Source organism: uncultured Algoriphagus sp., from assembly GCF_963974365.1.
Classification (GTDB): Bacteria; Bacteroidota; Bacteroidia; order Cytophagales; family Cyclobacteriaceae; genus Algoriphagus.
This window is the reverse complement of sequence record NZ_CAXBBX010000002.1, coordinates 399,762-425,632: the sequence shown is the minus strand read 5'-3', so window position 1 is coordinate 425,632 and position 25,871 is coordinate 399,762. Positions and strand designations below refer to the sequence as shown.

The 25,871-nt window shown below is 39.7% G+C and carries 24 protein-coding genes; 17 read left to right on the top strand and 7 right to left on the bottom strand.

What is annotated here, in order from left to right; translation table 11 throughout:
• The first annotated feature begins 140 nt into the window (after positions 1 to 140).
• Entirely contained in the window at positions 141 to 1,013 is an 873-nt protein-coding gene (locus tag AACZ87_RS04370; protein ID WP_339865228.1) for a sulfite exporter TauE/SafE family protein, read from the top strand.
• 54 nt (positions 1,014 to 1,067) lie between these two features.
• Positions 1,068 to 1,490, top strand: a complete 423-nt coding sequence (locus AACZ87_RS04365; RefSeq protein ID WP_339865226.1) for an Rrf2 family transcriptional regulator — start codon at positions 1,068 to 1,070, stop codon at positions 1,488 to 1,490.
• 135 nt (positions 1,491 to 1,625) lie between these two features.
• Here AACZ87_RS04365 and AACZ87_RS04360 read toward each other — a convergent pair whose 3' ends face one another.
• Complete coding sequence (locus tag AACZ87_RS04360) at positions 1,626 to 2,654, bottom strand: sugar phosphate isomerase/epimerase (protein WP_339865224.1); 1,029 nt, start codon at positions 2,652 to 2,654, stop codon at positions 1,626 to 1,628.
• Positions 2,655 to 2,813: 159 nt separating this feature from the next.
• On the opposite strand from AACZ87_RS04360, the gene arfB reads away from it, so the two are divergent.
• A complete protein-coding gene (gene arfB, locus AACZ87_RS04355) occupies positions 2,814 to 3,245 on the top strand; it encodes an alternative ribosome rescue aminoacyl-tRNA hydrolase ArfB (RefSeq protein ID WP_339865222.1) in 432 nt (143 codons plus the stop codon).
• A 36-nt stretch (positions 3,246 to 3,281) separates the two neighbouring features.
• Here the strand turns inward: arfB and AACZ87_RS04350 are convergent, their stop codons facing one another.
• From AACZ87_RS04350 to AACZ87_RS04335, 4 genes are all read right to left on the bottom strand, one after another.
• The gene (locus AACZ87_RS04350) at positions 3,282 to 3,677 is read right to left on the bottom strand and encodes a hypothetical protein (protein WP_339865220.1); all 396 of its coding nucleotides are present in this window, start codon (positions 3,675 to 3,677) and stop codon (positions 3,282 to 3,284) included.
• Between the two features lie 134 nt (positions 3,678 to 3,811).
• Positions 3,812 to 4,645: a PAS domain S-box protein gene (locus AACZ87_RS04345; protein ID WP_339865218.1), complete on the bottom strand. Its 834-nt coding sequence runs from the start codon at positions 4,643 to 4,645 to the stop codon at positions 3,812 to 3,814.
• A 100-nt stretch (positions 4,646 to 4,745) separates the two neighbouring features.
• Positions 4,746 to 5,453: a ribose-5-phosphate isomerase RpiA gene (rpiA, locus tag AACZ87_RS04340; protein WP_339865216.1), complete on the bottom strand. Its 708-nt coding sequence runs from the start codon at positions 5,451 to 5,453 to the stop codon at positions 4,746 to 4,748.
• 88 nt (positions 5,454 to 5,541) lie between these two features.
• A complete protein-coding gene (locus AACZ87_RS04335) occupies positions 5,542 to 6,762 on the bottom strand; it encodes a serine hydrolase (RefSeq protein WP_339865214.1) in 1,221 nt (406 codons plus the stop codon).
• A gap of 293 nt (positions 6,763 to 7,055) precedes the next feature.
• Between AACZ87_RS04335 and AACZ87_RS04330 the strand changes: the two genes are divergently transcribed.
• Positions 7,056 to 8,306, top strand: coding sequence for an NAD(P)/FAD-dependent oxidoreductase (locus tag AACZ87_RS04330; protein ID WP_339865212.1), 1,251 nt, complete (start codon positions 7,056 to 7,058; stop codon positions 8,304 to 8,306).
• 99 nt (positions 8,307 to 8,405) lie between these two features.
• Positions 8,406 to 8,747: a zinc ribbon domain-containing protein YjdM gene (locus tag AACZ87_RS04325; protein WP_339865210.1), complete on the top strand. Its 342-nt coding sequence runs from the start codon at positions 8,406 to 8,408 to the stop codon at positions 8,745 to 8,747.
• A 116-nt stretch (positions 8,748 to 8,863) separates the two neighbouring features.
• Here the strand turns inward: AACZ87_RS04325 and AACZ87_RS04320 are convergent, their stop codons facing one another.
• Positions 8,864 to 9,790 carry a ThuA domain-containing protein gene (locus tag AACZ87_RS04320; protein WP_339865208.1) on the bottom strand — a complete coding sequence of 309 codons (927 nt, stop codon included), beginning with the start codon at positions 9,788 to 9,790 and terminating at the stop codon, positions 8,864 to 8,866.
• Between the two features lie 80 nt (positions 9,791 to 9,870).
• Between AACZ87_RS04320 and AACZ87_RS04315 the strand changes: the two genes are divergently transcribed.
• The 5 genes from AACZ87_RS04315 (at position 9,871) to AACZ87_RS04295 (ending at position 16,212) form a co-directional block, all read left to right on the top strand.
• On the top strand, positions 9,871 to 10,839 hold the full coding sequence (locus AACZ87_RS04315; RefSeq protein WP_339865206.1) for a PmoA family protein: 969 nt from the start codon (positions 9,871 to 9,873) through the stop codon (positions 10,837 to 10,839).
• Between the two features lie 49 nt (positions 10,840 to 10,888).
• Entirely contained in the window at positions 10,889 to 12,259 is a 1,371-nt protein-coding gene (locus AACZ87_RS04310) for a Gfo/Idh/MocA family oxidoreductase (RefSeq protein ID WP_339865204.1), read from the top strand.
• A 12-nt stretch (positions 12,260 to 12,271) separates the two neighbouring features.
• On the top strand, positions 12,272 to 13,642 hold the full coding sequence (locus tag AACZ87_RS04305) for a putative oxidoreductase C-terminal domain-containing protein (RefSeq protein ID WP_339865202.1): 1,371 nt from the start codon (positions 12,272 to 12,274) through the stop codon (positions 13,640 to 13,642).
• 55 nt (positions 13,643 to 13,697) lie between these two features.
• Positions 13,698 to 15,104, top strand: coding sequence for an NAD-dependent epimerase/dehydratase family protein (locus tag AACZ87_RS04300; protein WP_339865200.1), 1,407 nt, complete (start codon positions 13,698 to 13,700; stop codon positions 15,102 to 15,104).
• Between the two features lie 154 nt (positions 15,105 to 15,258).
• A complete protein-coding gene (locus tag AACZ87_RS04295) occupies positions 15,259 to 16,212 on the top strand; it encodes an aldo/keto reductase (RefSeq protein WP_339865199.1) in 954 nt (317 codons plus the stop codon).
• Between the two features lie 73 nt (positions 16,213 to 16,285).
• Here the strand turns inward: AACZ87_RS04295 and AACZ87_RS04290 are convergent, their stop codons facing one another.
• Positions 16,286 to 16,906, bottom strand: a complete 621-nt coding sequence (locus AACZ87_RS04290; protein ID WP_339865198.1) for a phosphoribosylanthranilate isomerase — start codon at positions 16,904 to 16,906, stop codon at positions 16,286 to 16,288.
• 128 nt (positions 16,907 to 17,034) lie between these two features.
• On the opposite strand from AACZ87_RS04290, the gene AACZ87_RS04285 reads away from it, so the two are divergent.
• The 7 genes from AACZ87_RS04285 to AACZ87_RS04255 all read left to right on the top strand — a co-directional run bounded on the left by AACZ87_RS04285 (position 17,035) and on the right by AACZ87_RS04255 (position 25,707).
• Complete coding sequence (locus AACZ87_RS04285) at positions 17,035 to 17,694, top strand: hypothetical protein (RefSeq protein ID WP_339865197.1); 660 nt, start codon at positions 17,035 to 17,037, stop codon at positions 17,692 to 17,694.
• Complete coding sequence (locus AACZ87_RS04280) at positions 17,681 to 19,345, top strand: S8 family serine peptidase (RefSeq protein ID WP_339865195.1); 1,665 nt, start codon at positions 17,681 to 17,683, stop codon at positions 19,343 to 19,345. The genes AACZ87_RS04285 and AACZ87_RS04280 overlap by 14 nt, the downstream gene beginning before the upstream one ends.
• A gap of 54 nt (positions 19,346 to 19,399) precedes the next feature.
• Positions 19,400 to 20,059: a ribulose-phosphate 3-epimerase gene (rpe, locus tag AACZ87_RS04275; RefSeq protein WP_339865193.1), complete on the top strand. Its 660-nt coding sequence runs from the start codon at positions 19,400 to 19,402 to the stop codon at positions 20,057 to 20,059.
• A gap of 113 nt (positions 20,060 to 20,172) precedes the next feature.
• Positions 20,173 to 20,682, top strand: a complete 510-nt coding sequence (locus AACZ87_RS04270) for a hypothetical protein (RefSeq protein ID WP_339865191.1) — start codon at positions 20,173 to 20,175, stop codon at positions 20,680 to 20,682.
• A 135-nt stretch (positions 20,683 to 20,817) separates the two neighbouring features.
• A complete protein-coding gene (locus AACZ87_RS04265; RefSeq protein WP_339865189.1) occupies positions 20,818 to 21,798 on the top strand; it encodes a hypothetical protein in 981 nt (326 codons plus the stop codon).
• A gap of 96 nt (positions 21,799 to 21,894) precedes the next feature.
• On the top strand, positions 21,895 to 24,468 hold the full coding sequence (gene gyrA, locus AACZ87_RS04260; protein ID WP_339865187.1) for a DNA gyrase subunit A: 2,574 nt from the start codon (positions 21,895 to 21,897) through the stop codon (positions 24,466 to 24,468).
• 27 nt (positions 24,469 to 24,495) lie between these two features.
• On the top strand, positions 24,496 to 25,707 hold the full coding sequence (locus AACZ87_RS04255; protein ID WP_339865185.1) for a tetratricopeptide repeat protein: 1,212 nt from the start codon (positions 24,496 to 24,498) through the stop codon (positions 25,705 to 25,707).
• The last annotated feature ends 164 nt before the right edge of the window (positions 25,708 to 25,871 follow it).

Here is a 25,871-nt window from a genome sequence, read left to right as displayed (position 1 = left end):
ATATCATATTATATTGGTAGGATAAGAATGATACAAATGAAAAACTTAAACCTGACAAATCCTATAAATCCTATAATATTGGTAGGAAATAAAATATTTGTGAATTAATTTTGGGACTCAAACTTTCACTAATCACTTCTATGCAGCGGATTTTACTTAGACTTAAGACCGAGCCTTTTTGGGCCATGTTTTTTGGGTTTTCACTAATGATTTTTATGCTAGTCGTGACGCAGACATTTTCGCAGGCTATCAATAGCTGGGAGCTGGATGTAGAAATGTTCCTCTGGTTTCTTTTGGTGGGCTTTATAGCACAAAGTATAGATGGCGCCTTGGGTATGGCCTATGGAGTAAGTTGTAATTCAATCTTGCTTGGAATAGGAGTACCCCCGGCATCAGCTTCTGCTTGGGTTCATTTTGCACAGGTTTTTACAAGCTTAGCTTCTGGTATTTCTCATTGGAAGATGGGAAATGTGGATTGGAAGCTAGCCAAGAAACTTTTGATACCCGGGGTCCTTGGCTCTGTAGCTGGAGCATTTCTACTCTCTAATATTGATGGGAATTTGATAAAGCCAGTGATTGCGATTTACTTATTTGTGATGGGAATTGTGATCTTAAGTAAAGTCTTCAAGAAGAATAAACCAAAATTTGACCCTAATAGTAGAAGTCTGCCAGTACTGGCTAGTACAGGCGGATTTGCCGATGCTATTGGTGGGGGAGGTTGGGGTCCCATAGTAAACAGTACTTTGCTTAGTAAAGGTAAAATCCCGAGGTATGCGATTGGAACGGGTAACTTTGTTGAGTTCTTTGTCTCATTGGCTAGTGCAAGTACCTTCTTGTACTTTGTGAAGGAATTAAGTCTGGCTCCAGTGCTTGGATTGATACTTGGAGGAGTCGTTGCTGCTCCCTTTGCGGCTTATATATGCAAATTAATTAAGCCTAAATACTTGATGATCATGGTCGGACTGTTGATCATTTTCCTAAGCATTCGTACTATGTACCTTACTGTTGCCTGAAGACCCCTTTGCTTCTAAAGGATTTTTGTAATTTCAACTACCAAAAATTCTCAGATGCTATCGAAACGAGCGAAATACGCCATTAAAACTATTCTTTATCTTCAAGATCATGTGGAAGACAGACCGCTTTCAGCTAAAGTGATCTCGGTTCATGAAAATATCCCTTATAAGTTTTTGGAAAATATACTTCGTGATCTTAAAACCCATCAACTCGTGAAAAGTGTGCGTGGTGCAGAAGGAGGTTATACACTCGCAAAGGATCCTGGGGAAATCACCATAGCGCAGATTATGCGGGTGGTGGATGGACCAATTGCATTAATCCCCTGCGTATCCGAACGATTTTATGAGTCTTGTGGAGAGTGTACTGATGAAGAAACCTGTAGAATTAGAAAGCTTTTTTCCGAGCTTCGAAATGAAATGCTTCCTATTCTGGAACGTCCGATCACCACACTTGCTAGCGACAGTAGTCTATCTTAATCGTTATTCGAGATTTAATTAATGAATGATTAGTTGAGTCATTTCCGATAATCACTAAAAACGTAAAGCGGCAGAGTGTAGGCTGCCGCTTTGAAAAATAGTTTGAAAAGCTAAATGGAAAATCGAATCTCAATACTAAGCTAATGCTTTTTCACAAAATTCAACACACTTCTGAACTTCTTTTACGGCGTCAGATTCTTCTGGTACCTGATACTCTAACTCGATGGTTGCTGGGAACTTATACTTGTTTTTTGCGATCAGATTTAATAGTTCGGGGATAGGAGTATCTCCAGTTCCCCAAGGTAAATTTCCTTTGCCATGCTCAGGTGTTTGACGGTCTTTTGTATGCATACTTAAGATTCTGCTATGTTGCTTTTCTATAAGGGTAATTAGATCCGTATTGCCAGCAGCGATGTAATGACCTGCATCTAGATTTAGGCCGTTTCTTTTGCTTTGCTCTAGCGCAGTATCCCAGAATGTGAAGGTCTCTTGCTCATGACCATGGTAGCCTACAGACATTTTGTATTTCTCGCCAAGCTTTCCTAGTCGAAGTGTATGCGCATCATTGGAAGGATGCTCAAGTGTCACATGTGTCGCGCCCAATGCTTTTGCTGCTGTCATTCCATAAGCAATCTCTTCATCCGTTGCATTCACCCCAAATGCATTAGGCTTGAATGCATATATGGTTACACCAGCGTCATTATACATTTTTCGCAGCTTCTCAAATGGCGCCGTACCAACTTTGTTTCGCCATTCTGCAGCGACTTTGGCATAGGACTCAGCCTGATCTGACATGTCTGCAAGTTTTGCTTTCTCTTCCGATGTCAGCTCTTCATTCCTCCTCTGCTTGGCAAGAAGAGGATACATTTCCCTCATATTTACAGGATTTGCTGGTTTTCCAGCAAAAGACTCAGCGGGATCGCCCATTAGTTCGATTGCTGAGAGTCCAGAATCTAACACATATTTCAAGGTGGCTTCCGCACTTTGATCAGCCATAGTTCTGAATGAATAAGTTATGCAGCCTATCTGAACACCATTGATTAGGGAATTTGGTTTGTTATACGATTTGATCAATGCTGGCGCTCCTTGAAGCCAAGCTGGTGCAGCGACCAATCCTGCAGCGCCAAGTGCCGATTTGATGAGGAATTCTCTTCTATTTTTCATTTTATTTTGAGTTGTTGTTTTGGGTTTGAGTGTTAAGTCAAACTTCAAATTAGTATTTACTTTGTTTTCTTTAAAGAAAAGTTTACGCCTAATTCCATTTTCAGGCTGACTGGTCAAATACTAGTTTGGATCTGGAAGGGTATTTGAAGCTACTAGAATATGACTATTGACGATAATAATATACAGGTAAGAATAAGTAGGGGAGACTTTCTGAGTGAGCTGCAATTCATCACTTCCCGTAGCGGTGGAGCAGGGGGGCAAAATGTAAATAAAGTGGAAACTAAAGTTCAGCTCAAATTTGATATTCCAAATTCCCGAAACTTAAGCGAGGAGGAGAAAAGCTTACTTTTGGAGAAGTTAAGGACGAAAATCGATCAAGATGGAGTGCTCCAGTTGCAGTCTCAGGAAAAGCGCTCACAGATCCAAAACAAAGAGTTGGTGATCCGAAAGTTTGAAGATTTGATGAAGAAGGCCTTTCACAAAAAGAGAATCAGAAAAGCAACCAAGCCTAAAAAAGGAGCCATAGAAAAGCGCCTAAAAGCAAAAAAAAATCAAGCGGAGAAGAAGGCAAATAGAAGTTGGAAAGAGTAATGAACTTTGGCAATTTATTGTTTCAAAGAAAAGAGCTCAATATTTTTTGATAAGAAGTGTGTAGTTTTTGGTAGAGTCGGGCTCATAGATTTTCAGATGATAATTTCCTGTAGGCTTTACGATGCGTAAAGAATAAACTTTTTCTGGGTTTGGTACGAGATAAATTTGATCTTGATTGAGATCTAAATTTAATCGTTTGTGCAGGTGAATATTAGCCTCTAGCGTATCAGGCATCTCAAGTTTGAGATTGTTTGGTGGTGAAAAATAAAACTTCCCAAAATCAATCGTATCTCTTTTATCTAAATTTCGCGGAATAGAATCCAGCTCCTTACTTTTCAATTCAGGACTTAATGATTTTGGAATGAATCCCTGAGCATGTGTACCAATGGATATCATGCTACCTATCAAAATCAACAGTAAAAGCTTTTTCATATTAACCGATTTTATGTTTCATGTTCGAGATAAGTCGAAACCTAATTTATTAAATTCAGGTCAATTTGTGGCTAAATAGCTTGTTAAAAGATGTTTAGCTCTAACTCATGATGATTTTCAGGGATATTCGATTGCTAGTTTTTGGTAGGAGTTGAATTCATTTTTTTAGAAATATCCCTCAGCGCCGCGTCTAACTCTTCACCAGAAGTTTTGAGATGTTTAAGTAATTCTCCTTTCTCAGATGATTTTAAATCCACAGCTTGAATCAGCTCAATAATACCTAGAATTCTCGCCAATGGGGCTCTTACCAAATGTGATTGATCCGAAGCTAGTTCTCTAAGCTGTTTGTTTTTAGACTCCAGTGACTTTAGAAATTTCTCCTGATCGGTGATGTTTTGGAACGCAGCCAAATAGCCAGTTACCATTCCTTCTTTGTCTTTTATGGCGATTCCGTAGGTTTTTACGATAATCACCTTGCCATTTTTTCCTTGCAGGTACTTATTGAAGATAAAGCTGTTTTTTGAGTCCAATTCAGATATTTCCAAAAGCTTTCTTTGATCTTCTTCCGTAAACTCACTCGGGGTAAGTTCCAGTAGATTTTTCCCTATAATTTCCTCTTTGGAGTAACCAATAATTTCAAGGACATTTTGACTGGCATAAGTAAAAATGCCTGCTTTATCTACTTTGAAAATACCGAGATTTGGATTTGTAAAGAGCAATTCAATTTCTTGTTTTCCACCATTGATCTTATCATATAGCTTTTTGATCATGTAGTAAAGCAATAGCCCTGTAACTAGGACATAAAAAAGTCCTTTGATCAACTGAAACCGTGACATCTCCTGCATATCATCGCTGAAAATATAAGAGGTCAATTTGTCACTGAAAAAGATCCAAATTATTCCCACCAACAGATATACTAATGTGATAGACCAGGGCTGATTAATGGATAAGAACTTGGGTTTTCTCATACGCACATTGATTTCAAATTCATTTCCTTTAAAAGTACAACTAGTTCATTAAAGTAAGATATGAATTATCTGAGTTAGAATACAATTAGGTGTTTTTACATTAACTACTAGATACAATTTCTGTTTTCGTGATTCTATCTGAGCCTATGATCACCAAATCTGCTAGATCAATAAACAGTCCATGGCAAACTAGACCTACAATACCATTGAGAGAATCGGAAAGGGTGCGAGGATCTAAAATGTGTCCAAAATCTACATCCAGGATCCAATTTCCTTCATCAGTAAGAAAATTTTCTCCTGACAGCGTACGGATTATAGGTTTTCCTCCTAATTGTTTAAGTTGATTTTCCACATGTTTTGTTGCAAAAGGAATTACCTCTACCGGTAGTTTAAATGCTTTTCCAAGTTGAATTACTTGCTTACTTGAGTCTGCGATTATGATTTGCTTTCGAGTCATCGATGCCACGATTTTCTCCCTCAGCAAAGCTCCGCCACCGCCTTTGATCAGGACATAGTCTTCATTAATCTCATCTGCCCCATCAATTGTCACGTCGATGTGATCCACACTATTGCTATCAATGGTTGGTATAGAAAAGGATTCTGCTAACTCTTGAGTTTTCTTTGAAGTTGAGATTGCTTTGAGCTGCATACCCTTCTGGACAAGCTCACCAACTTCACGAATGGCATAATAAACCGTAGTCCCAGAGCCAAGTCCAACTATGTGATGATCTCGAATATGGGTGACAGCTTCTTTTGCTGCCATTACCTTTTCAAGTTCTATCGATTCTTTATTCTTTGAGTTTGACATGGAGATTTTTCAGTTAACACATGGGATAGGATTGAATTGGAATACTTCTGATTTTAAATGGTTTAATAAATAATAAATCACTCCTTTTTTACATTTTAGGTAAACTTTCCATGACCAATCTCACCAACTCATTTTTGTCCCCTCCGGGAATCCATCTAGCGACGATCACTAAGTCATTTTCCTCATCTACATAGATCATATTCGTTCCAGCTCCAATATGGGAAAAAGCAGTCTTTGGTGCGGCAGGAATATCGTTTTGATCGTAGTTCAAAAAGTAATTCATAAATCCATATCCTTCATTTGCCGGAGTAGGAGTTTTAGACTTTTCGATCCAAGAAGTGGGAATTAACTGTGCGTCTTTCCACCTTCCATTGTTCATGGTGAGGTACCCAAATCTTGCTTGATCGTAAGCAGAAAGCATCATTCCACCTCCCCAGTGGGAGCCGCCGGAAACAGATTGCATAATCTGACCGTCGATGATCACAAATGAATTTTCATATCCAGTCCAACGCCAAGTATCACTTGCTCCTATAGGATCCATGATTTTCTCCTTCAGAACTGCAGGAAGCGGTTTTCGCCATATATTCATCAAGGCCAACGCCAACACATTGACTCTAGTGTCATTGTATTCATAAACTGATCCTGGCGTATTTTGTGCTCTTGCCCGTTTTTCTTTTGCCCCTTCGCGAGGTCTATCTGCCCAGTCGGGTTTGCCCCAAAGTGATCCTTCCCAGTCGGAAGTTTGTCTGAGGAGGTGATCCCAGGTGATGGTGCGATTGTGCTCCGTGTCGAATAGCTCGAAGGTGTCGTCTTGCTCAAAATGATCCGCTTTGTTTATGCTGAGTTTACTGGGGTCATAGGGGTAAATAGGAGCCATGTATGGGTAAACTGCATCATTTTCTGACTTGATTAGACCTGCTTCCACAGCAAGTCCTGCGGTTGTAGAAAGGAAGCTTTTTGCAACTGAGAACGTCAGATCTACACGATTTGGCTCTCCCCATTTTCCTACGACGTAACCTTTGTAAATAATCAAGCCAGTTGCAGGACCGCGGGTTTTCATGGGACCAACAGGGTAACCAAAAGGCTCACGACCAAACCCACTCTCGTAATGTGCAATTTTTAAGTTTGGGTCTTCCTGACTTTCATGGCTGATAGCAAATTCTATTGCTTCTAGGATTTTATTTCTGTTCAAATTAAGTTCCTCAGGTTTTTTAGTTTCCCAGTTGCCTTTTTCAGGGAAATAGTTCTGGCCTGATAGATTAGTGTAAATAGAGCCAAAAACCAGAGCAGTGAGTATAAATTTTATCATAGTCTTATTTCAATTAAAAATTATTTGATTATCCGCAAGCTTGCCAGTCATCCTAGAATCTTTGCTTATCTGGTCGGAAGACCGATGACCGAAGACCGGAGTGGCCTCAATTTTAAATTTTAACACAAACTAGATTGCTTTTCCCTTTTAACTGGTAGAAAAGTGGATATACATAAAAAATTATTTGATTTGCAACAATTGCATAAAATAATGAACAATACCTAAATAAATGGGTTAGCACTACATAGTTAAACAAAATACGAGAAATAGTTTTTTACATAGCGTCTACTTTCATGACTGAACAAAACATATATATAATTGGGGCTGGTGTTTCAGGGTTGGTTGCAGCCATAGAATTAGAAAATGCCGGCTATGCACCAGTGATTTTAGAAAGTAGTGATGGAATTGGAGGTCGAATGAAAACTGATGAAGTTGATGGGTTTTTATTGGATCATGGCTTTCAAGTACTGTTGACGGCATATCCTGAAGCTAAAAAGTACCTGGATTTCTCAGCCTTGAACCTTAAGTATTTTGAACCTGGAGCTGTGATTTTTGGATCCAAACAGACGTTTATCATCTCAGATCCGCTTCGTAACCCACTCAAGGTAGTGAGTATGGCATTCTCTCATGTAGGAAGTTTTTTGGATAAGGTGAAAATGTTTAACCTAACTCAAATGCTGAAAAACAAGAGGATTGAAGAAATCTTCGCAGAACCTTCTGTTCCTACACACGAGTATTTGCTTGATTACGGCTTTACAGATCAGTTTATATCGAATTTTTTCAAACCTTTCTTTCGAGGAATATTCTTGGAAAAAGACCTGAATACTTCGTCAAGGATGTTTGAATTTGTATTCAAGATGTTTTCTCAGGGGATGGGAGCAGTACCTGAAAAAGGCATAATCCAAATTCCCAATATGCTGAGGCAGCAGTTGAAATCTACAAAGATTATTTTCGGTAGTAAGGTAACGGCTATTCAAGGAACAGAGATCCAACTGGAAGGTGGGGAGGTAATTCATGCAGATCGACTGATCATCGCTACTCAGCCGGATAAGTTTATGAAGCAACTGGAAGGGCAATTTGCCAAGCCAAAGTCTGTGATTACGCTATATTTTTCACTTCATAAATCATTTATGTCTAGGGCAATGCTTGGGCTGGTTCCACGAGAAAATCACCTCATCAATAACCTGGTGTTTATGAGTGATGTGTCAGCTGCTTATGCTACAAATGGGCGAGCTTTACTTTCTGTTTCAATACTTGATAGTGAGCTGAAAGAGAAAGAGTTAATAAAAAATGTGCAAAGTGAATTGGAATCACTTACTCGCATTAATGCAGAGTATTTTAAGTTTGTGAAATCCTATTATATTACCTATGCCATCCCTACAGTGGACGATATGAAAAATAGCATTCCATTTACAGAATGTAAGATTGCAGATCATGTGTTTTTGGCGGGTGATTATCTTCTAAATGGCTCAATCAATGCAGCGATGGCCTCAGGCAGAATTGCCGCTGAAGCAGTGGTCCATAGTTATCAGCCGATGTATTGATTGTTGTTTGGCTGAGTCAGTTTCGCACCTTGCTAGATCTATGCAGGATTTGACAAAAGTCATATTCCTCATCCTGCCATATTTCCCTAACTTTGCCGCATGCAAAATATACCTCCTTGCCCCGCCTGTAAATCGCCCTATGGCTACGAATTAGATAGTAAACTGATCTGTCCAGAATGCAGTTTCGAGTGGACTTTTGAAGATTCCCAAGAAGAAGTAGCTGAAGGACTAGTAGTTAAAGATGCAAATGGAACTGTACTGGCAGATGGTGATGCAGTGACCATCGTAAAAGATTTGCCTGTAAAAGGAGCTCCCAAACCAATCAAAGCGGGTACAAAAGTTAAGAGCATTCGCTTAGTTGAAGGTGATCATAACATTGACTGTAAGATAGATGGCTTTGGCTCTATGGCGCTGAAAAGTGAGTTTGTGAAGAAAGCCTGATGAATGCCAATTTTGGATACTTGATTTCGGATTTTTGGAAATAAAAAAAGTCCAGTAGTTAAATGCACAATTCAACTACTGGACTTTCAAATTTTAAATTTCAAACTTCAAATTTTTCACTTACCAATCGGCGTTTCATCCACTTTTACATCTCCAGCCACATACTGAAGTGCATCGAGGAAGTAGGCAAGAATAGCAGAATTTTCAAAGCTTTGGGCATTGTGCGAAGTGGAAATATACATTGCTCTACCTTTGCCGTCTTTTCTGATCCAAGACACATAGGTCTTGCCCGATGTCTTCTCCTGACCTTTTTTCTGGCCTTCGATCTCAGCATTGTTGAAGTAAGTCAAAGGATGAAAATCCAAGTCATCATAAGCATTCTTGTAGAAATATGGCTCATCGACGTGGTTATATCCTTCAGCTGGAAGTGACTTAGTCAATGGGTGAGAAGGATCTTCAATTCTTACCTGGAAAGCCTGCTGCTTGGTGTGGTAATCGAAGCTACCTCCCGTAAGTTTTGAAAACTCCATAGAGTTATTCAGCATGGTATTTCCTCCGTGTACTACGAGAATTCCTCCTCCTTTTTTCACGTATTGGATAATGTTATTCTCTAGTTGGTTTGCTTTTTTCCATACGGCTACGCTATCCATAGAAGCGTCTTCACTGAATACATCAACAAATAGATTTCTGTATTTGGGTTTCGAATTGGTATTGTCAAATACAACCGCATCAAACTCCTTTAGCTTGTCTTTTTCCATCATAGCGATGTCCGTACTTGTAGTCACATCAAAGGCACCACTTTTCTTTCCGAGGATTTCAATCATTGCAGCAGTATGTGGATTTACCCAGTGCCAAAAGCCAGTGTGAAGGGAGAAAACAAGAATTTTCCTTTTCTTTTTGAATGGGAAAGTGGCTTTTTCTGGAGCCAAATCAGTGATTTTATCTTTCCAAACTTGATCCAATGGGATCTCGGTAGGGTTTTGTGCAAGTGCAATATTGAAACTGGCAAGGAAAACGATTCCGTAGATAATAATCTTCTTCATGGGGTATTTGGATAAACGGGGTTAGTCATTATTTTAGTTTTTCTATCTTTAAAATTCGAACCCAATAACCTGAATTTTATATGATATTCAAAAGAATTTTCTGCGTACTAGCTGTTTATCAATGCTTAATGGTAGTGGCTTTTGCGCAAAAAGTAACATTAAAAGAGACCTCCAACGGAATTGATTTCGTGATTGGTAATCAGTCAGTTCTAACCTACCAAACAGCCATTGAGGACGTCCCAGAAGGGATTAAAAAAGATTTTGCAAAATCTGGATTTATTCATCCACTAAAATCACCTTCAGGACAAGTTCTCACCAGAATTCAACCAAAAGATCATTATCACCACTATGGAATATGGGGCCCTTGGACTCGTGCTACCATAAGTGGAAGAGAGGTTGACTTCTGGAATTTGGGAGATGGAAAAGGTAGAGTGGACTTTTCTCATGTCCTTTCTCAAAAAGAAGCAGGAGGGGCCGCCGAGCTCAACGTGCGACAAAATCACCTGGATCTAAAAGCCCCAGAATCTGAGAGATTAGCAATTGCAGAAGATTTGCGCATCAAAGTGAAGCCTGCTGATAAAGGTCGGTACATGGTAGATTATACCAGCACTATTGAGACTGAGATACCAGGTGGGATTTTGCTGGATGATTACCGCTATGGTGGTGGAATTGGTTTTCGGGCCACAGAGAAATGGGGCTCTGACAACAGTAAAATCCTAACTTCTGAAGGTAAAACAAGAAAAGATGCAGATAGTACAAATGCCAAGTGGATCATTGTGCAGGGAGAAACTGATGATGTCTCCGGAGAAAGCGGAATATTATTCCTAAGTCACAATACGAATAAATCCTACCCTGAGCCGCTGAGAGTTTGGCCGGAGAATAACTACAATGGTATTGGAAATGTGTTTATAGAATTTACTCCTATCCGACATGAGTCTTGGGAGATTTTACCAAATAACCGCTATACATTAAAATACAGAATGATTGTATATGATGGAAAGATGACCGCCGAGGAAGCGGAGGCTTATTGGAGAGCATTTGTTAAATAAGTTGAGTGGATTTTAATCAGAACCCTATAGTAAATAACCCCCTTTAAATATGAAAAGAAGAGAATTTATTAAAAGCAGCGCCCTTGCAAGTGCAGCAATTGGTTTTCCAACCATAGTACCTTCATCCGTTTTTGGTAAAAATGCCCCAAGTAATAAAATTAATATTGGTCAAATAGGCTGTGGTAGAATTGCCCGTGACCATGATTTACCAGGAGTAATGCGTCATGATATTGCCAGAGTAATTGCAGTTTCTGATCTGGACAGTAACCGTATGGCTGACGGTAAAAAACTTGTGGAAGATTACTATACCAAGAAATTAGGTTCAGCTTACATAGATGTAGCTCAATATGGGGATTACAAAGATATGCTTCAGAATAAAGATATAGATGCAATTGTAATCAGCACTCCAGATCATTGGCATTCCCAGCCAGCTATGGAAGCTTCTTTAGCTGGCAAGCATGTGTATGTACAAAAGCCGACTTCTTTGACTATACGTGAAGGACGTCAGCTTGTAGAAGCTGTTAAGAAATCTGGAACAGTTCTTCAGCTAGGTACACAGCAGCGTTCTAGCGAGCAATTTAGAATTGCGGCGGAACTGGTTCGCAATGGTAGAATCGGAAGACTGCACACCGTGAAAGTAGGCCTTCCTGGAGATCCAGCAGGTCCAGAGGCAGCGCCGATGCCAATTCCCAAGAATTTGAATTACGACATGTGGTTAGGTTCTACACCAGAAGTGCCATATACTGAAATTGGAGTGCATCCAGCTACTGGATATGGCAGACCAGGCTGGTTGAGAAGAGAGCAATTTGGTGCAGGTATGATTACTGGCTGGGGACAGCATCACTACGATTCAGCGGCATGGGGAATGGATACAGAATTAACAGGTCCTAGATTTATTCAAGCTGTAGCTGAGTTTCCACAATCAGGCCTATGGGATGTACATGGAGATTTTTATGCAAAAGCTGAATATGACAATGGCATCACCATGTATACGGGTGGTGGCTATCCAAATGGTATTCGCTATGAAGGTACAGAAGGTTGGATTTGGGTATCGAGAGGCAATTATGTAGCTTCTACCTCTGACCCTGTCGCGCAGGGAAATAGTGCTAAAGCGTTGGATGCTTCTGACCCTAAGATTATGAAATCAGTAATTGGTCCAGATGAGATTCAGTTGATCAGAAGTGATGAGCATCACGGGAACTGGCTTGGGGCAATTCAAGGAAATAACGAATTGCTATCTCCAGTAGAAATAGGACACCGATCTTGCTCCGTATGTCTATTGACTCATATTTCTATGAAGTTGGGTAGAAAACTTGAATGGGATGCAAACAATGAGCAATTCATAGGTGATGCTGAAGCAAATTCTATGTTGGAAAGACCACAGAGAGCACCTTACGGTACTAATTATGTGAAATTTTAATTCTATTATATTTTGAAAAATACTGCTCTAGTGGCATTTGCGGCAGGATTGTTGTTTTCTTGCGAAAATAAAGAAACTGTGACTGAAGCTCCTGAATCCAAAGCTGAGATTACGATCATGTCTCTCGATCCTGGACATTTTCACGCTGGATTGATTCACAAATCCATGTATCCACAAGTGGATTCTACCGTCTATGTTTTTGCTCCAGAAGGTCCAGAATTGAAAGACTATATGAATAGACTTTCTGGCTACAATAATCGTCCAGAGGATCCGACTGCGTGGAGTTTGCAGGTAAGTACTGGGGAGGATTATTTGGATCAAATGATCTCTGCCAAACCAGGTAACGTCATGATGGTGGCAGGGAAAAATGACCGAAAGATTGATTACATTTCTGCAGCTATCTCTAACGGAATCAATGTCTATGCAGACAAGCCCTTGGTAATTAATAAGGCTGGTTTCAAAAAGTTGCTAAATGCTTTTGATGAGGCTGCTCAAAAGGATCTCTTGCTTTATGATATCATGACGGAGCGTTTTGAGATTAGCACGATTTTGCAAAAAGAGCTTTCTATGGTGCCTGCCGTTTTCGGAGAATTGGAAAAAGGCACGCCTGAGAATCCAGCCATTACAAAGGAATCTGTGCATCATTTCTTCAAGTACGTTTCTGGAAATCCTCTAGTAAGACCTGATTGGTTTTTCGACACTGATATTGAAGGAACAGGTATCGTGGATGTGACTACGCACCTCGTAGATTTGATCCAGTGGGAGGCTTTTCCAGGAGTAACTTTGGATACTTCTGACGTTCATATGCAAACAGCGAAGCTTTGGTCTACAGATTTGGATTTGGAACAATTCAAGTTGGTGACAGGTAAAGCCGAGTTCCCCGATTTTCTTCAGAAAAACGTGTCTGACGGTAAGCTGAGTGTCAATAGTAATGGCGAAATGAATTACACACTGAAGGGTGTACATTCTAAAGTAAGTGTAATCTGGAATTTTCAGGCACCAGAAGGAGCTGCTGATACGCACTATAGCATGATGCGAGGAACCAAAGCCAACTTGGTAATTCAGCAAGGTGCTGCTGAGAATTATGTCGCTACTTTGTATGTAGAACTATTGGATGGACAGGATGAAGCTTTGACTAGCTTGGTTAAAGAGACGCTTCAGGATCGTTTTCCTGGTCTTGATTTAGAGAAAATCAGTAATGGAAAGTACAAAGTGATAATCCCTGAAGTGTATCATAATGGGCATGAAGCGCACTTTGCACAGGTGACTGAAAAGTATTTGGAATATTTCACCAATAAAAATATGCCGGATTGGGAAGTGCCAAATATGATCGTGAAGTACTTCACTACGACTGAAGCGTTAGAAAAAGCCGAAGAAAAATAGATTTATCCTGAACAGGACCACCAATTAATAGGTTGGTTAGTTAAGCTCTAAACTTATGGAATTAACTAATCAACCTATTTCTGTTTCAAAACCTACTGTCGCCATTGCAGGCGCTGGAGGATATGTTGGGCGCTGGTTTATTCACCATTTTCGCCACAAATACAATATCATCGCCTTAAGTAGAAAGGAGGTCAAGGATAACCCTTATCCTGAAGTGACCTGGAAGCAGGTTGAATTATATTCGATTTCCAGTACAGTTGAGGTTTTGAAGGGAGTGGATGTTGCCATTTACCTGGTTCATTCAATGAATGCTTCGACTAGACTTAACCAAGGAAGTTTTGAAGATACCGATTTGCTTCTGGCTGATAATTTCAGTCGGGCAGCACACCTCAATAAAGTCAAGCAGATCATTTATCTAGGTGGACTTTTGCCGAAGGAGACGGGAGAAAGTCTATCCAGACATCTTAGAAGTCGCCTAGAAGTGGAGCAGACGCTAGGCTCCAGATCTGCCAAGCTCACAGCTATTCGTGCTTCGATTATTGTTGGCCCGGGAGGTTCCTCTTTTGACATGATCAAAAATCTGGTCAAAAATCTACCAATTCTAATGTGTCCTCAGTGGACTGAATCATTGACGCAGCCTATTTCTTTGCAGGACACATTGGACATTATAGATACCTGCGTTGGCAATAAAAATGTATTTGGAGAGGCAATTGAGATTGGAAATCCAGAAGTGATTTCTTACCGAAATATGCTTGAATTGACTTCCATTCAACTCGGAAAGAAACGCTTGGTTTTCTCTGTTCCAGTATTTTCTTTAGGGCTTTCTAAGCTTTGGGTTGGTTTTTTTGGCGAATCTCCACCTCAATTGGTTTCACCCTTAGTGGAAAGTTTGAAGCATACGTTGACGGTGTCTGAGGAATTGAAATTTAGAGAAAAGCAGATTGATTACCTTACTTATAAGGAATCTGTGAGGGCAGCTCTTGATTCCGATATCGAGTTGAAAACGCCAAGTTTTTATCCGTTGGACAAAGTCAAAAATACGGTGAGAAGTATTCAGCGAATGGCAAATACTCACGGAGATACAGCTACATGGGTAGCTCAGCGCTATAATATTTGGTTGCCTACCTTCTTTAAATTTTGGATCAATGGAGAAATGTTGGATAGCGGGGAAATCGTGTTTTATCTTCTGTGGACCAAAAAACCTATGCTTCAGTTGACGATGATTCCGGATAGAAGTGAGGAGAGTAGACAACTTTTTTATATTTCCGGTGGTTGGCTAGTGAAGCGATTTGATCACGGCTGGTTGGAGTTTCGAGGAGTTTTAGATAATAAGTATATAATAACTGCTATTCATGAGTTTGTGCCAAGATTGCCATGGCTGATCTATGTGAATACTCAGGCTAAAATTCATCTTTGGGTAATGAATAGATTTAAGAAATATCTAGCGAATCGACAGAACTAACCTGTAGTATTTTTACTTTTATCGAAAGACAAACTCAACATTTAAATTTTTGAATCTATGAAACCTTGCATGACTTAATACTTCCTACACTGCTGGGATTGTAATACTGCTTGCGAGATTTCAAACAGCTTTTAAAAGACTAAATTATACTCATATGAAAAACTTAAGCTTTAAAAACGGAGATAAACTCCCAATTATCGGATTAGGAACTTGGAAAAGTAAGCCTGGAGAAGTGAGTCAGGCTGTTTTCTGGGCAATTGAAGCTGGGTATCGTCACATTGATTGTGCGGCAGTATATCAAAATGAAAACGAAGTTGGGGAAGGAATTGCAAAAGCGATCTCTGAAGGACTTGTCAAAAGAGAAGAGCTTTTTGTGACTTCCAAGCTTTGGAATAACTCACATAAGAAAGACCAAGTGCTTCCCGCACTGCAGAAGTCACTGTCAGATTTAAAGTTGGATTACGTGGATTTATACCTAATACACTGGCCTATTGCTTTTAAATCTGGGGTGGGATTTCCAAAGGATAGAGAAGACTTTTATACTTACGAAGAAGTGTCCATAGGTGAAACTTGGACAGCCATGCAGGAGGTGAAAAAAGAAGGACTCGCTAAGCATATTGGGGTTTCCAACTTTAACCAAAATAAGTTAGCGGAGATATTGAAGATAGGGGGGCAGATTCCAGAAATGAATCAAGTGGAAATGCAACCGTATTTGCCACAGGAAGGTTTAGTGGAATTTTGTGAAGAGCAAGGGATTTTGATGACAGCATATTCGCCCCTCGGGTCACCGGATTCCAGAGCGGAGAAGCATGCAGATGATCCTAAGCTTTTGGTGGATCCTGTGGTAAAGGAGATTGCTAACAAACATAATGTAGGCCCAGGGCAAATTTTGATCGCTTGGTCAATAGCAAGAGACATTGCAGTGATTCCAAAGTCTGTAAATAAGGATAGAATTATTGGAAATTTAGCGGCTGCTAAAATTAATTTAGACGATCACGATTTGATGGAATTAAGAGATATCGGAGTAAGCCACCGATTTATCGATGGGTCATTTTTCACAGGTGATAACAGCCCTTACGAATCATCTGATTTATTTGATCAAGCCTAAAGCATTCAGGATTTGATACAAAAAAGGCTATTGGATAAGTTCCAATAGCCTTTTTGCTTTTTTGAGACCTTGCTTAATCCTCTACTTCTAATTCTTCAAGAATATCTGCTAGTTCATCGAAGTCCTTTAGGCCAGTTTTAATTTCTTTTCCGCCAGTAAGTGAAATGCCATAAATTCCCAGTTCAGCAATAAGATTCTGAACGTTTTCTGCAGAAATCCCAACGCCCAAAATCACCCGGCAATTCTCACTTAATAATTTTATTGCATTCTTATCCTCATCAGTAAGCTTTTCGTGGATGGAGGTGACGTGAAAAATGATTCCTGATGCATTTAATTTCTCTGCAACTTCCAGTTCAATGTGTCGAACTTCCTCTAAATCCATTTTATAAATCAAGCCAAATCCCTTGCCTTCCAAATCTACTAATGGATCAATCCTATCATGCTCAACCCACTTTATAGTAGGGTAGTTTTCTAACGTTTTTAGAACTTTATCTGAATCGTAACTCAGAAATTCTCCTACAAATTCAAGTCCGGAAACCCAACCTGTGATTTCGTTATACTGCGTGGGGTTGATGAATTTTTCGGATTCTTCTTCCAGGGAAAAACCTAACAAATCCACATACATTCCCGAGCAATACCTGGCATCTGAAAGATTGGTGATGCCGCTTATTTTTACAAAAGTGCTTAAAGCCATGATTCAAGTTTTAAAGGTGCTAATTTAATCAGGATGATTGGCTTGAAAAAAGTATTTCGAAACTGTCTGTAATCTCCCTAGTCTATCTTTAGGAAAATACTAGTATTTTTAGTCATTGAATAGTAAATATGAAAAGAAAGCTACCGCTTATTTTAGTATTAGTACTTAATCTTTTTACTTCTTGCGATCGAGAAATAGAAGAGCCGAAAATGGATTTTGGATTTGACTTTCAACCGCTGGAAGTAGGCTTGTTTTGGTTATATGAAGTGGATGAAACCATCTATTTTGGTGAAAATGATTTCGAGCAAGAGCAATTTTTCTATAAGGACCGGATTAGGAGCTTTTATACAAATGAAGAAGGAGAGCAGGTTTTTGTAATCGTGCGTACCAAATCCTATGATCGGATTGAATGGGATATAGCCCTAGCATACACATTGATCCAGCGGGATCTTTCACTTGTGAGAACGATTGAAAATCAGCCATTGGTTACCCTGGTTTTTCCACCTAAGGACGGCACCGTTTGGAATGGGAATATCTATAGAGATGAGTTAGAAGATGATTTCGAGTTAATTAATTCGGGGAATTCTATCCGGGTCAATCAAGAAGATAGCGATGATCAAGTAACTTACAGAGATATTCGGTTTGAAGTTTATGACTTGGGTATAGGCTTGGTGGAAAAGTACGATGAGGTGTTAACCTACTGCTCAAGAAATGATTGCTTAGGTGATATGTTGATAGACTCTGGATTTAAATCTCAAATGAAGTTGATAGGGAATGGAAAGGATTAAATTTTTAGCGTGTTTTTTACTTGGACTAGCCTTTTCAGGAAATTTGGCTGCGCAAGATCGCTTTGCTGTTTTCTATAAATATAAGCCACAGGAAACACTTTCGCTGGATAAACCAAATGAATTCCTTTCTCAAAAAGCGCTGGATCGAAGAAGCAAAGAAGGAGTAACACCTGATAGTTTGGATCTTCCTGTTTCACAGAAATATGTGGATGAAGTGTATAAGAAGTCTAATTATATCCTTTATTCAAGCAAATGGTTTAATGCCACATTATTGGTTACTGATGCAAGCAAGGTTAAAGAGATTGAAGCTTTGCCTTTTGTAGATAGGGTAGAGTTGGTAGGAAGAGGATTTATCCCAAGTCCAAATGCCAGAATCGGAAAGAGAATTTATGCTTCTGTAACGAATAAGTATTGCCCTCCTGACGCTGAAAGTGCCCGATTATTAGCTACAAATGAAGAAACTTATGATTTTCAGAATTCCCTGTTAGGAATTGATTTGATGCATGAAGAAGGTTTCACTGGCAAAGGTGTAATAGTTTCAGTTTTTGACGCTGGTTTCCCTGGCACAGATGTAGCCAGTCCTTTGGTGCATTTGCAGACCAATGGACAAATTCTTGCGACTAAAGACTTTGTAAGACCTTGGAGTAACAACGTCTACACCGACAATCAGCACGGTACCAATGTACTTTCTTTAATTGCTTCAAAGGAGCCAGGAAAAATGCTTGCTGGTGCTCCCGATTCAAATTATTTTCTAGCGATGACCGAAGAGATTGCTACAGAATATTGGGTGGAAGAGTACAACTGGGTACGCGCAGCGGAATACGCAGATAGTCTAGGGACTGACATTATCAGTAGTTCGGTGGGCTATTGGGACTTTGACGATCCAGAGATGAATTATACCCTGGAAGATTTGGATGGAGAAACTACAATCATTGCCCGAGGTGCAAGCTTCGCAGCTTCCAAAGGTATTTTGGTTGTCAATAGTGCTGGTAATGCGGGGCCATCGACCTCATCATTGAATTCTCCTTCAGATGCAGCAGGTATACTAGCAATTGGCGCAGTCAACAGAGAGTTGGAGGTGGCAAGTTTTAGCTCCCGAGGTCCTTCAGGAGATGGAAGAATAAAGCCTGATTTGGCAACGTTTGGAGAAGGAGTAGCATTGATTCGTTCGAATGGTGATGTCGGCTATTCCAACGGAACTTCCTTTTCGGCTCCACAGATTGCAGCTTTGGCTGCGGGTCTTTGGGAAGCCAAACCAGAATGGAAAAAGGATCAGTTAATAGAAGCACTATTAAATAGTGGGACCCAAGCTGAAGATCCTGATACTATATTGGGATATGGGATCCCAAATTTCTTCAAAGCATACTATGGTGAGATCCTCGCAGTGGAGGATAATGAGGAAGCTTTAGTTTGGAGTGTTTATCCAAATCCAGTACTAGGCGATCAATTGAATATTTATTTTGGAAATAGCCTCAGTGCAGAATTTGCGCTCATTGACTTTAATGGAAGAGCCTTACAAAATGAAACCTTAAACAGAGCTACAGTTAAAGAGCCTTTCCGAATTCTATTGCAGGGCGTAAAGCCAGGCTTTTATGTCATACAAATGCAGGACGGATCTTTAATCAAGCAAAGCAAATTGATAAGACAATAGGAATTTGTGGCCTGAGTAGTAATTTAGTTTTTTCACACCATCAATAAATAATCCATGTCTCCAATAATCGCCCCTTCAATACTAGCAGCTGATTTTGCAAATATTCAAAGAGAAGTGGAGATGCTCAATTCCTCTGCAGCTGATTATATCCATGTGGATATCATGGATGGGGTGTTTGTTCCCAATATTTCTTTTGGTATTCCGGTGACAGAGGCAATACATCGCTATGCAAAAAAGCCACTGGACGTTCATCTGATGATCGTGAACCCTGATAATTACCTAGAAGCATTTAGAAAAGCCGGAGCGGAAGTGATTTCAGTTCATTATGAAGCATGTGATCATTTGCACCGCAGTTTACAGGCTATAGCAAATCTAGGGGCGAAAGCTGGAGTAGCGATCAATCCACATACTCCTGTGGAATTATTGACAGATGTAATTCAGGATATAGACCAAGTAATAATCATGTCTGTAAATCCTGGGTTTGGAGGCCAAAAGTTTATAGAAAATACATATTCGAAAGTATCCCGTCTGAAGGATTTGATTTTAGCAAAAGGAGCGAAAACCAAAATTGAAATTGATGGTGGAGTGAATATTCATAATGCACCAAATTTGCTTGCTGCTGGGGCTGATATCCTAGTTGCAGGTAGTTTTGTTTTCAATTCTTTAAATCCAGCTCAGACTATAAGTGAGCTTAAGGAAATCTCTCTGATTTGAGGGTGATACTTACCATTTATCATAAAAAACCTTAAAATTGCTCCTTAATTCTTGATTTTTTAGCTTGTGAGTTTTTAATTGAAGATTATACAGAAATTAAAATCACATAGTTTATGAAAAAAGTATTGCTTTTCGGAGCGTTGTTCGCGTTCCTAGGATTTGCTGCTTATGCACAAGATGAGGAGAAAGTCACAGATGAAGACTTGGCTAAATATGCAAATGTTGAGGTGACATTTGATAATTATGTAAATTCAAAAACAGAAGAATTAAAGGCTATGATTTTGGAAAATGAGATTTTCCAAGGCGGTGCAAGATATAATGAAATTAAAGCAGCTTGGGGTGACGAGGCTAAAATGACTGAAGCTAATGTCACTGACGAAGAAAAAGCAGCTTTTGAAGAAGTTAAAGAATTTCAAGGTGGACTTCAAGATGTCTTGAAAGAGTATAAGACAGGTCTAATCATGGACGAGGAGATTTTGGGTGCAGGTACTTATAATAAAGTATTGGCAGCAACAAAAGAAGATCCAGCTGTAAAAGAAAAATTGGATTCCATGATCGCTGAAATGAAGGCAAAACAAGAAGCTGAGAAAGAAGATACGGCTGAACCTACAGACGGAAAATAAGAATTTGCAAAGTTAATATGAAGATGCCTCCCAATTGGGAGGCATTTTTTTTTAATTTCACACCAAGAGTACACTGCCAACGTTTAGAAAAGTATGAATATTAAAAAGCTTCCCCTCTGTTTTATTCTTTGTTTTGTGATAACGTCAGTTTCTGCACAGCAAGAAGACATTTTTGGAATTTCAGATAAAGCCAAAAATCCTAAAAGTGAATCAGGACTTGGAAACGTGACGCGTAACATTTTGGAAATGTTCAGTGCAGAGATTTCTGGGGGAGGAGGTTATCAGCAATTTGGAACAAGTTTTTATTCTGCCAATCCCGGCTTGTATCCGTTTTCTAGATATCAAAACCTAGATGGAGATCCGTTGGATATATCAGAAGAAAATCCATTGAAGATGCAAGGTGGTGACTGGGTGTTTCCGAATTGGAATGGCGGTATTAGAATCAACCTTTTCAACCTATTGACTATCGGTGGAGGCTTTGGTCAAGAATGGGGAAATCTTGCTCCTATGCAGGGTGGAGATTATCAATTTGATTTTGAAGGAGCCACTTATCAAGTCAATAAATTGTATGGAACGGTAGGCTTGGTCCTTTACGATGCGAATAGAAGAAGGGCTTTTTTAAATTGGAGATATAGAAATTATTCTTCGTCGAACCTCTACATGCAGTCTGAACTTAGACAGCGAGCCAGACAGAATTATCCGTGGAGATTTATTGCTGAAGCTGAATTCGGAACATTAACTCTAAAAAAAGCATACGATGCAGCTTTGGATGATGCTGTTACTCCTTATGTGCCGAGGTTAGCTGTTTCTGATAAAAACTACTACGGTATAGGCCTACGAATAGAGCGTGATTTCTCTGAATACACCAAGATGTTTGTCAAGGGAGGAGCAGATTTCAGGAAATTCACCTATGCAGCGGCAGACTTCTCAGAAGTGCAAGACCTTGACCAGAAGGTATATGCAATGCAAGTAGGACTTGCAGTTCGCTTCCCGGGAACCAAGCGATGTAAAATCGGAGGATGTGGTGTAGTGATGAAACATATGCACAACGGAATTGAGTATCGAGGAAGTGGTATTTTCAATTTTCAGAACAGGAAAGTGGGGCAGTGGTATTAAAGTCTTGATTATCCTCTTCGGTCTTCGTAATCTCTTTTCAAATCGAGTAGGTTTTTACTATCTTGCAAGCTTAATCGACCCCGTGAATAGCATTATATGGCTCAAGGAGAAAACGAGAACATCATACCCATTAACATTGAAGAGGAAATGCGTGGTGCCTACATCGATTATTCGATGTCGGTTATTGTTTCAAGAGCGCTTCCTGATGTCCGTGACGGACTAAAACCAGTTCACCGCAGAATCCTTTTTGGAATGCAGGAACTGGGTGTATTACATAACAAATCTTATAAGAAATCTGCCAGAATTGTCGGGGAGGTACTCGGTAAGTATCACCCACATGGTGACTCTGCTGTTTACGAAACGATGGTTCGTATGGCGCAACCTTGGTCTCTGAGATATCCTATGGTGGATGGTCAAGGAAACTTTGGTTCTGTCGATGGAGATAATCCTGCAGCGATGCGATATACAGAAGCAAGACTGAAGCGTATCGCTGAAGAGCTTTTGGTGGATATCAACAAAGAGACGGTAGACTTTCAATTCAACTTTGATGATTCCCTAAAGGAACCTGTTGTTTTGCCTGCAAAAGTACCTGCACTTCTTTTGAATGGAGCTTCGGGTATTGCGGTAGGTATGGCAACGAACATGGCGCCTCACAATTTGGGTGAAGTCATAGACGGTATTATAGCCTACATTGACAACAATGAGATCACTGTTGAAGGATTGATGGAGCATATCATTGCACCTGATTTCCCTACTGGTGGTATTATTTACGGTTATAATGGAGTTAAATCTGCTTTTGAAACCGGCCGTGGTAGAGTAGTAATGCGTGGAAAAGCCAACGTAGAAACCAAAGATGGTGGAAGCAAGGAGATGATTGTCATCACTGAGATTCCATATATGGTGAATAAGGCGAACATGGTGGAGAAAACTGCCGCTTTGATCAATGAAAAGAAGATCGACGGTATTTCTGCTATTCGTGATGAGTCTGATCGCTCAGGAATGCGAATCGTATACGAATTGAAGCGAGACGCGATTTCCAGTGTTGTTCTTAATAATCTTTATAAGCATACGCAGTTACAGACTTCATTCTCAGTGAATAACGTGGCCTTGGTGAAAGGTAGACCTCATACCTTGAATTTGAAGGATATGATTGTTCACTATGTAAATCACCGCCATGAGGTAGTGATTCGCAGGACTGAATATGAACTGAGAGAAGCTGAAAAAAGAGCTCATATTCTCCAAGGTTATTTGATCGCTCTAGATCACTTGGATGAAGTGATTTCTTTGATTAGAAGCTCTGCAGATCCTGAGACAGCGAGAAACGGCTTGATTGAGAGGTTTGAGTTGAGTGAAATCCAAGCAAGAGCGATTCTCGATATGAGATTGCAGCGATTGACAGGAATGGAGCGAGAGAAGATCATCAATGAGTACAATGAGATCATGGCTTTGATCGAAGAACTCAAAGAAATCCTTGCAAACGAAGATAAGAGAATGGAAATCATCAAAGAGGAGCTTGCAGAAATGAGAACTCGCTATGCTGATGACCGAAGAACTGAAATCGAGCATAATGCGGAAGATTTCAGCTATGAAGATATGATTCCGAATGAGGAAGTGATTATCACTGTATCTCATGAAGGATATGTGAAGCGTACTGCGCTTACAGAATATAGAACTCAGGGTAGAGGAGGAGTAGGATCACGTGGTGTAAGTACCAAGCAGGATGATTTTACAGAATATTTATTCACAGCTTCTACACATAATTACCTATTGATCTTTACAGACAAGGGGAAATTATTCTGGTTGAAAACCTATGCTATTCCTGAAGGATCCAAAACTTCTAAGGGGAGACCAATCCAAAATTTGATCAGTATCCAACAAGATGATAAGATCCGTTCTATTATTCAGGTTGCGGATTTGAATGATCAAGATTACCTGAACAATCACTTCCTAGTGATGGTCACTAAAAAAGGTATCATTAAGAAGACTACGCTAGAGCAGTACAGCAGACCAAGAACAAACGGAATCATTGCATTGAACATCCGTGAAGATGATCAGCTAGTAAATGTGGAGATGACCAATGGAAGTCAACATATCGTAATCGCAGCTAAATCAGGCAGAGCTATTCACTTCAATGAAGAGGCTGTAAGACCAATGGGGCGTACAGCTACAGGTGTAAGAGCGATGAGGTTAAATGATGATAACGATTATGTGATTGGCATGGTATGTGCATCTGAAGAAAATGCAACGCTACTCGTAGTTTCTGAAAAAGGATACGGCAAGCGCTCCAACCTTGACGAATATAGAATCACCAATCGTGGAGGAAAAGGAGTAAAAGCAATGAGTGTGACGGAGAAAACCGGTGCTCTAGTCGCAATCAAAGAAGTAGTCGAAACTGATGATTTGATGATCATCAATAGATCAGGTATCACCATTCGTATTTCTGTAGATGGACTTCGCGTCATGGGAAGAGCTACGCAAGGAGTAAGATTGATTAAAATAGGGGAGAATGACGAAATCTCCTCCGTAGAGAAAATATCAAAAGAAGAAGAGGAAGAATTGGCAGAAGATGCAACAGTAATTACAGATGAAAATGCTGAAAATACTACTGATGAAGCTTCCACTGACGAAGCTGATGAAGCTTCAGATGAGCCAAATGAAATTAACGAATAACCAACCAAACAAGAAAAATAAAAAGAAATGAAGAAGCTAATTCTATCAATGGCCTTGATCGGTGCAACGACCTTGGCTTTTGGACAAAAAAAAGTGGTTCGTTCTGCAGAGAAAAATTTTAAATCTGGAGATCTAACTGAAGCTATGGCTGATATAGAAGCTGCTAGCAAGGATCCAGAAACTGCAAATGACCCAGGAACATACCTAATTAAAGCTCAGATTGAAACCAAAATGTTTGGTTATGATTCCACAAATACAGCTTCTACTGTTCAGACAGGTCAAGCTGCATTTGATACTTATAATAAGGCTTTCGAAATGGGAGGAAGCAATAAGGAAGATGGAGTAGGAAAAGACATTTATGCTGATGATATGCCAGGTGTTCCTGATAATCTTCGACCTTATTCTATCTTCACGCTTAAAAATATGGCATTTGACAAAGCATTGGAAAGATATAATGCTGAAGATCAAGAGTTGGCATATGAGTTTTTCGATTTGGCTGGTCAAGTAGATCTTACAGATACTACGGTACATTATAATGCAGGATTCATTGCGCAGGAGTTGGGAAAATTCGAAGAAGCTAAGAAGCATTACGGATACCTACTTGAAGTAGAAGAATACAATAAATTGACTGTATACTATCTAATGGTTCAGATCTTAAGTGGAGAGGACGAAAATCCAGAAGCTGCTTACGATATGATCATGGCAGGTAGAGAAGATTATCCTGAAGACAAAGTTCTTGCAGAATATGAAATACAATTACTTCTTCAGCTGAATAAAATGGATGAGGCTATGGCTTCTATTCAGGATGCTTTGAAGAATGATCCTAACAATGCTGGAATTCTATTGAGATCTGGATATCTGAAGGAGCAAGCTGGTGATATGGATGGTGCATTGGAAGATTACAAAAAGTCTGTGGTAGCAGATCCTGAGTTTTATGATGGTAACTACTATACTGGAGCACTACTTTTGGAGAAATCTAGAGAAATTGTTGTTGCAATAGGAGCCCTGTCTGATGAAGAGTGGGAAGCCAAATCAAAATCAATGACAGACGAGGCAAATGTTCATTACAAGGAAGCTATACCATATTTCGAAAAAGCTTTGGAAATCAGACCTGATAACACAGATATAATGGCAATTCTTTATCAAGTGCACACGCGTTTGAAAAATGATGCTGAAGCTGAGAAATACAATAAAATGCTAATCGAATTGAAAGGTGCGAACTGGATGGAAAATAACTAATCTTCGGATTTGAAGAATTTTAAAGCCTCTGAATGCGAATTCAGAGGCTTTTTTCGTTTCTGTAAGTACTAACAAATTGTTGTATTTGCAGAAATATAGTTCTTCATTAACCCGCAATTGAGTTACATTTTAAATAGGCTGGCTTTTACAATATTTTTATCTTT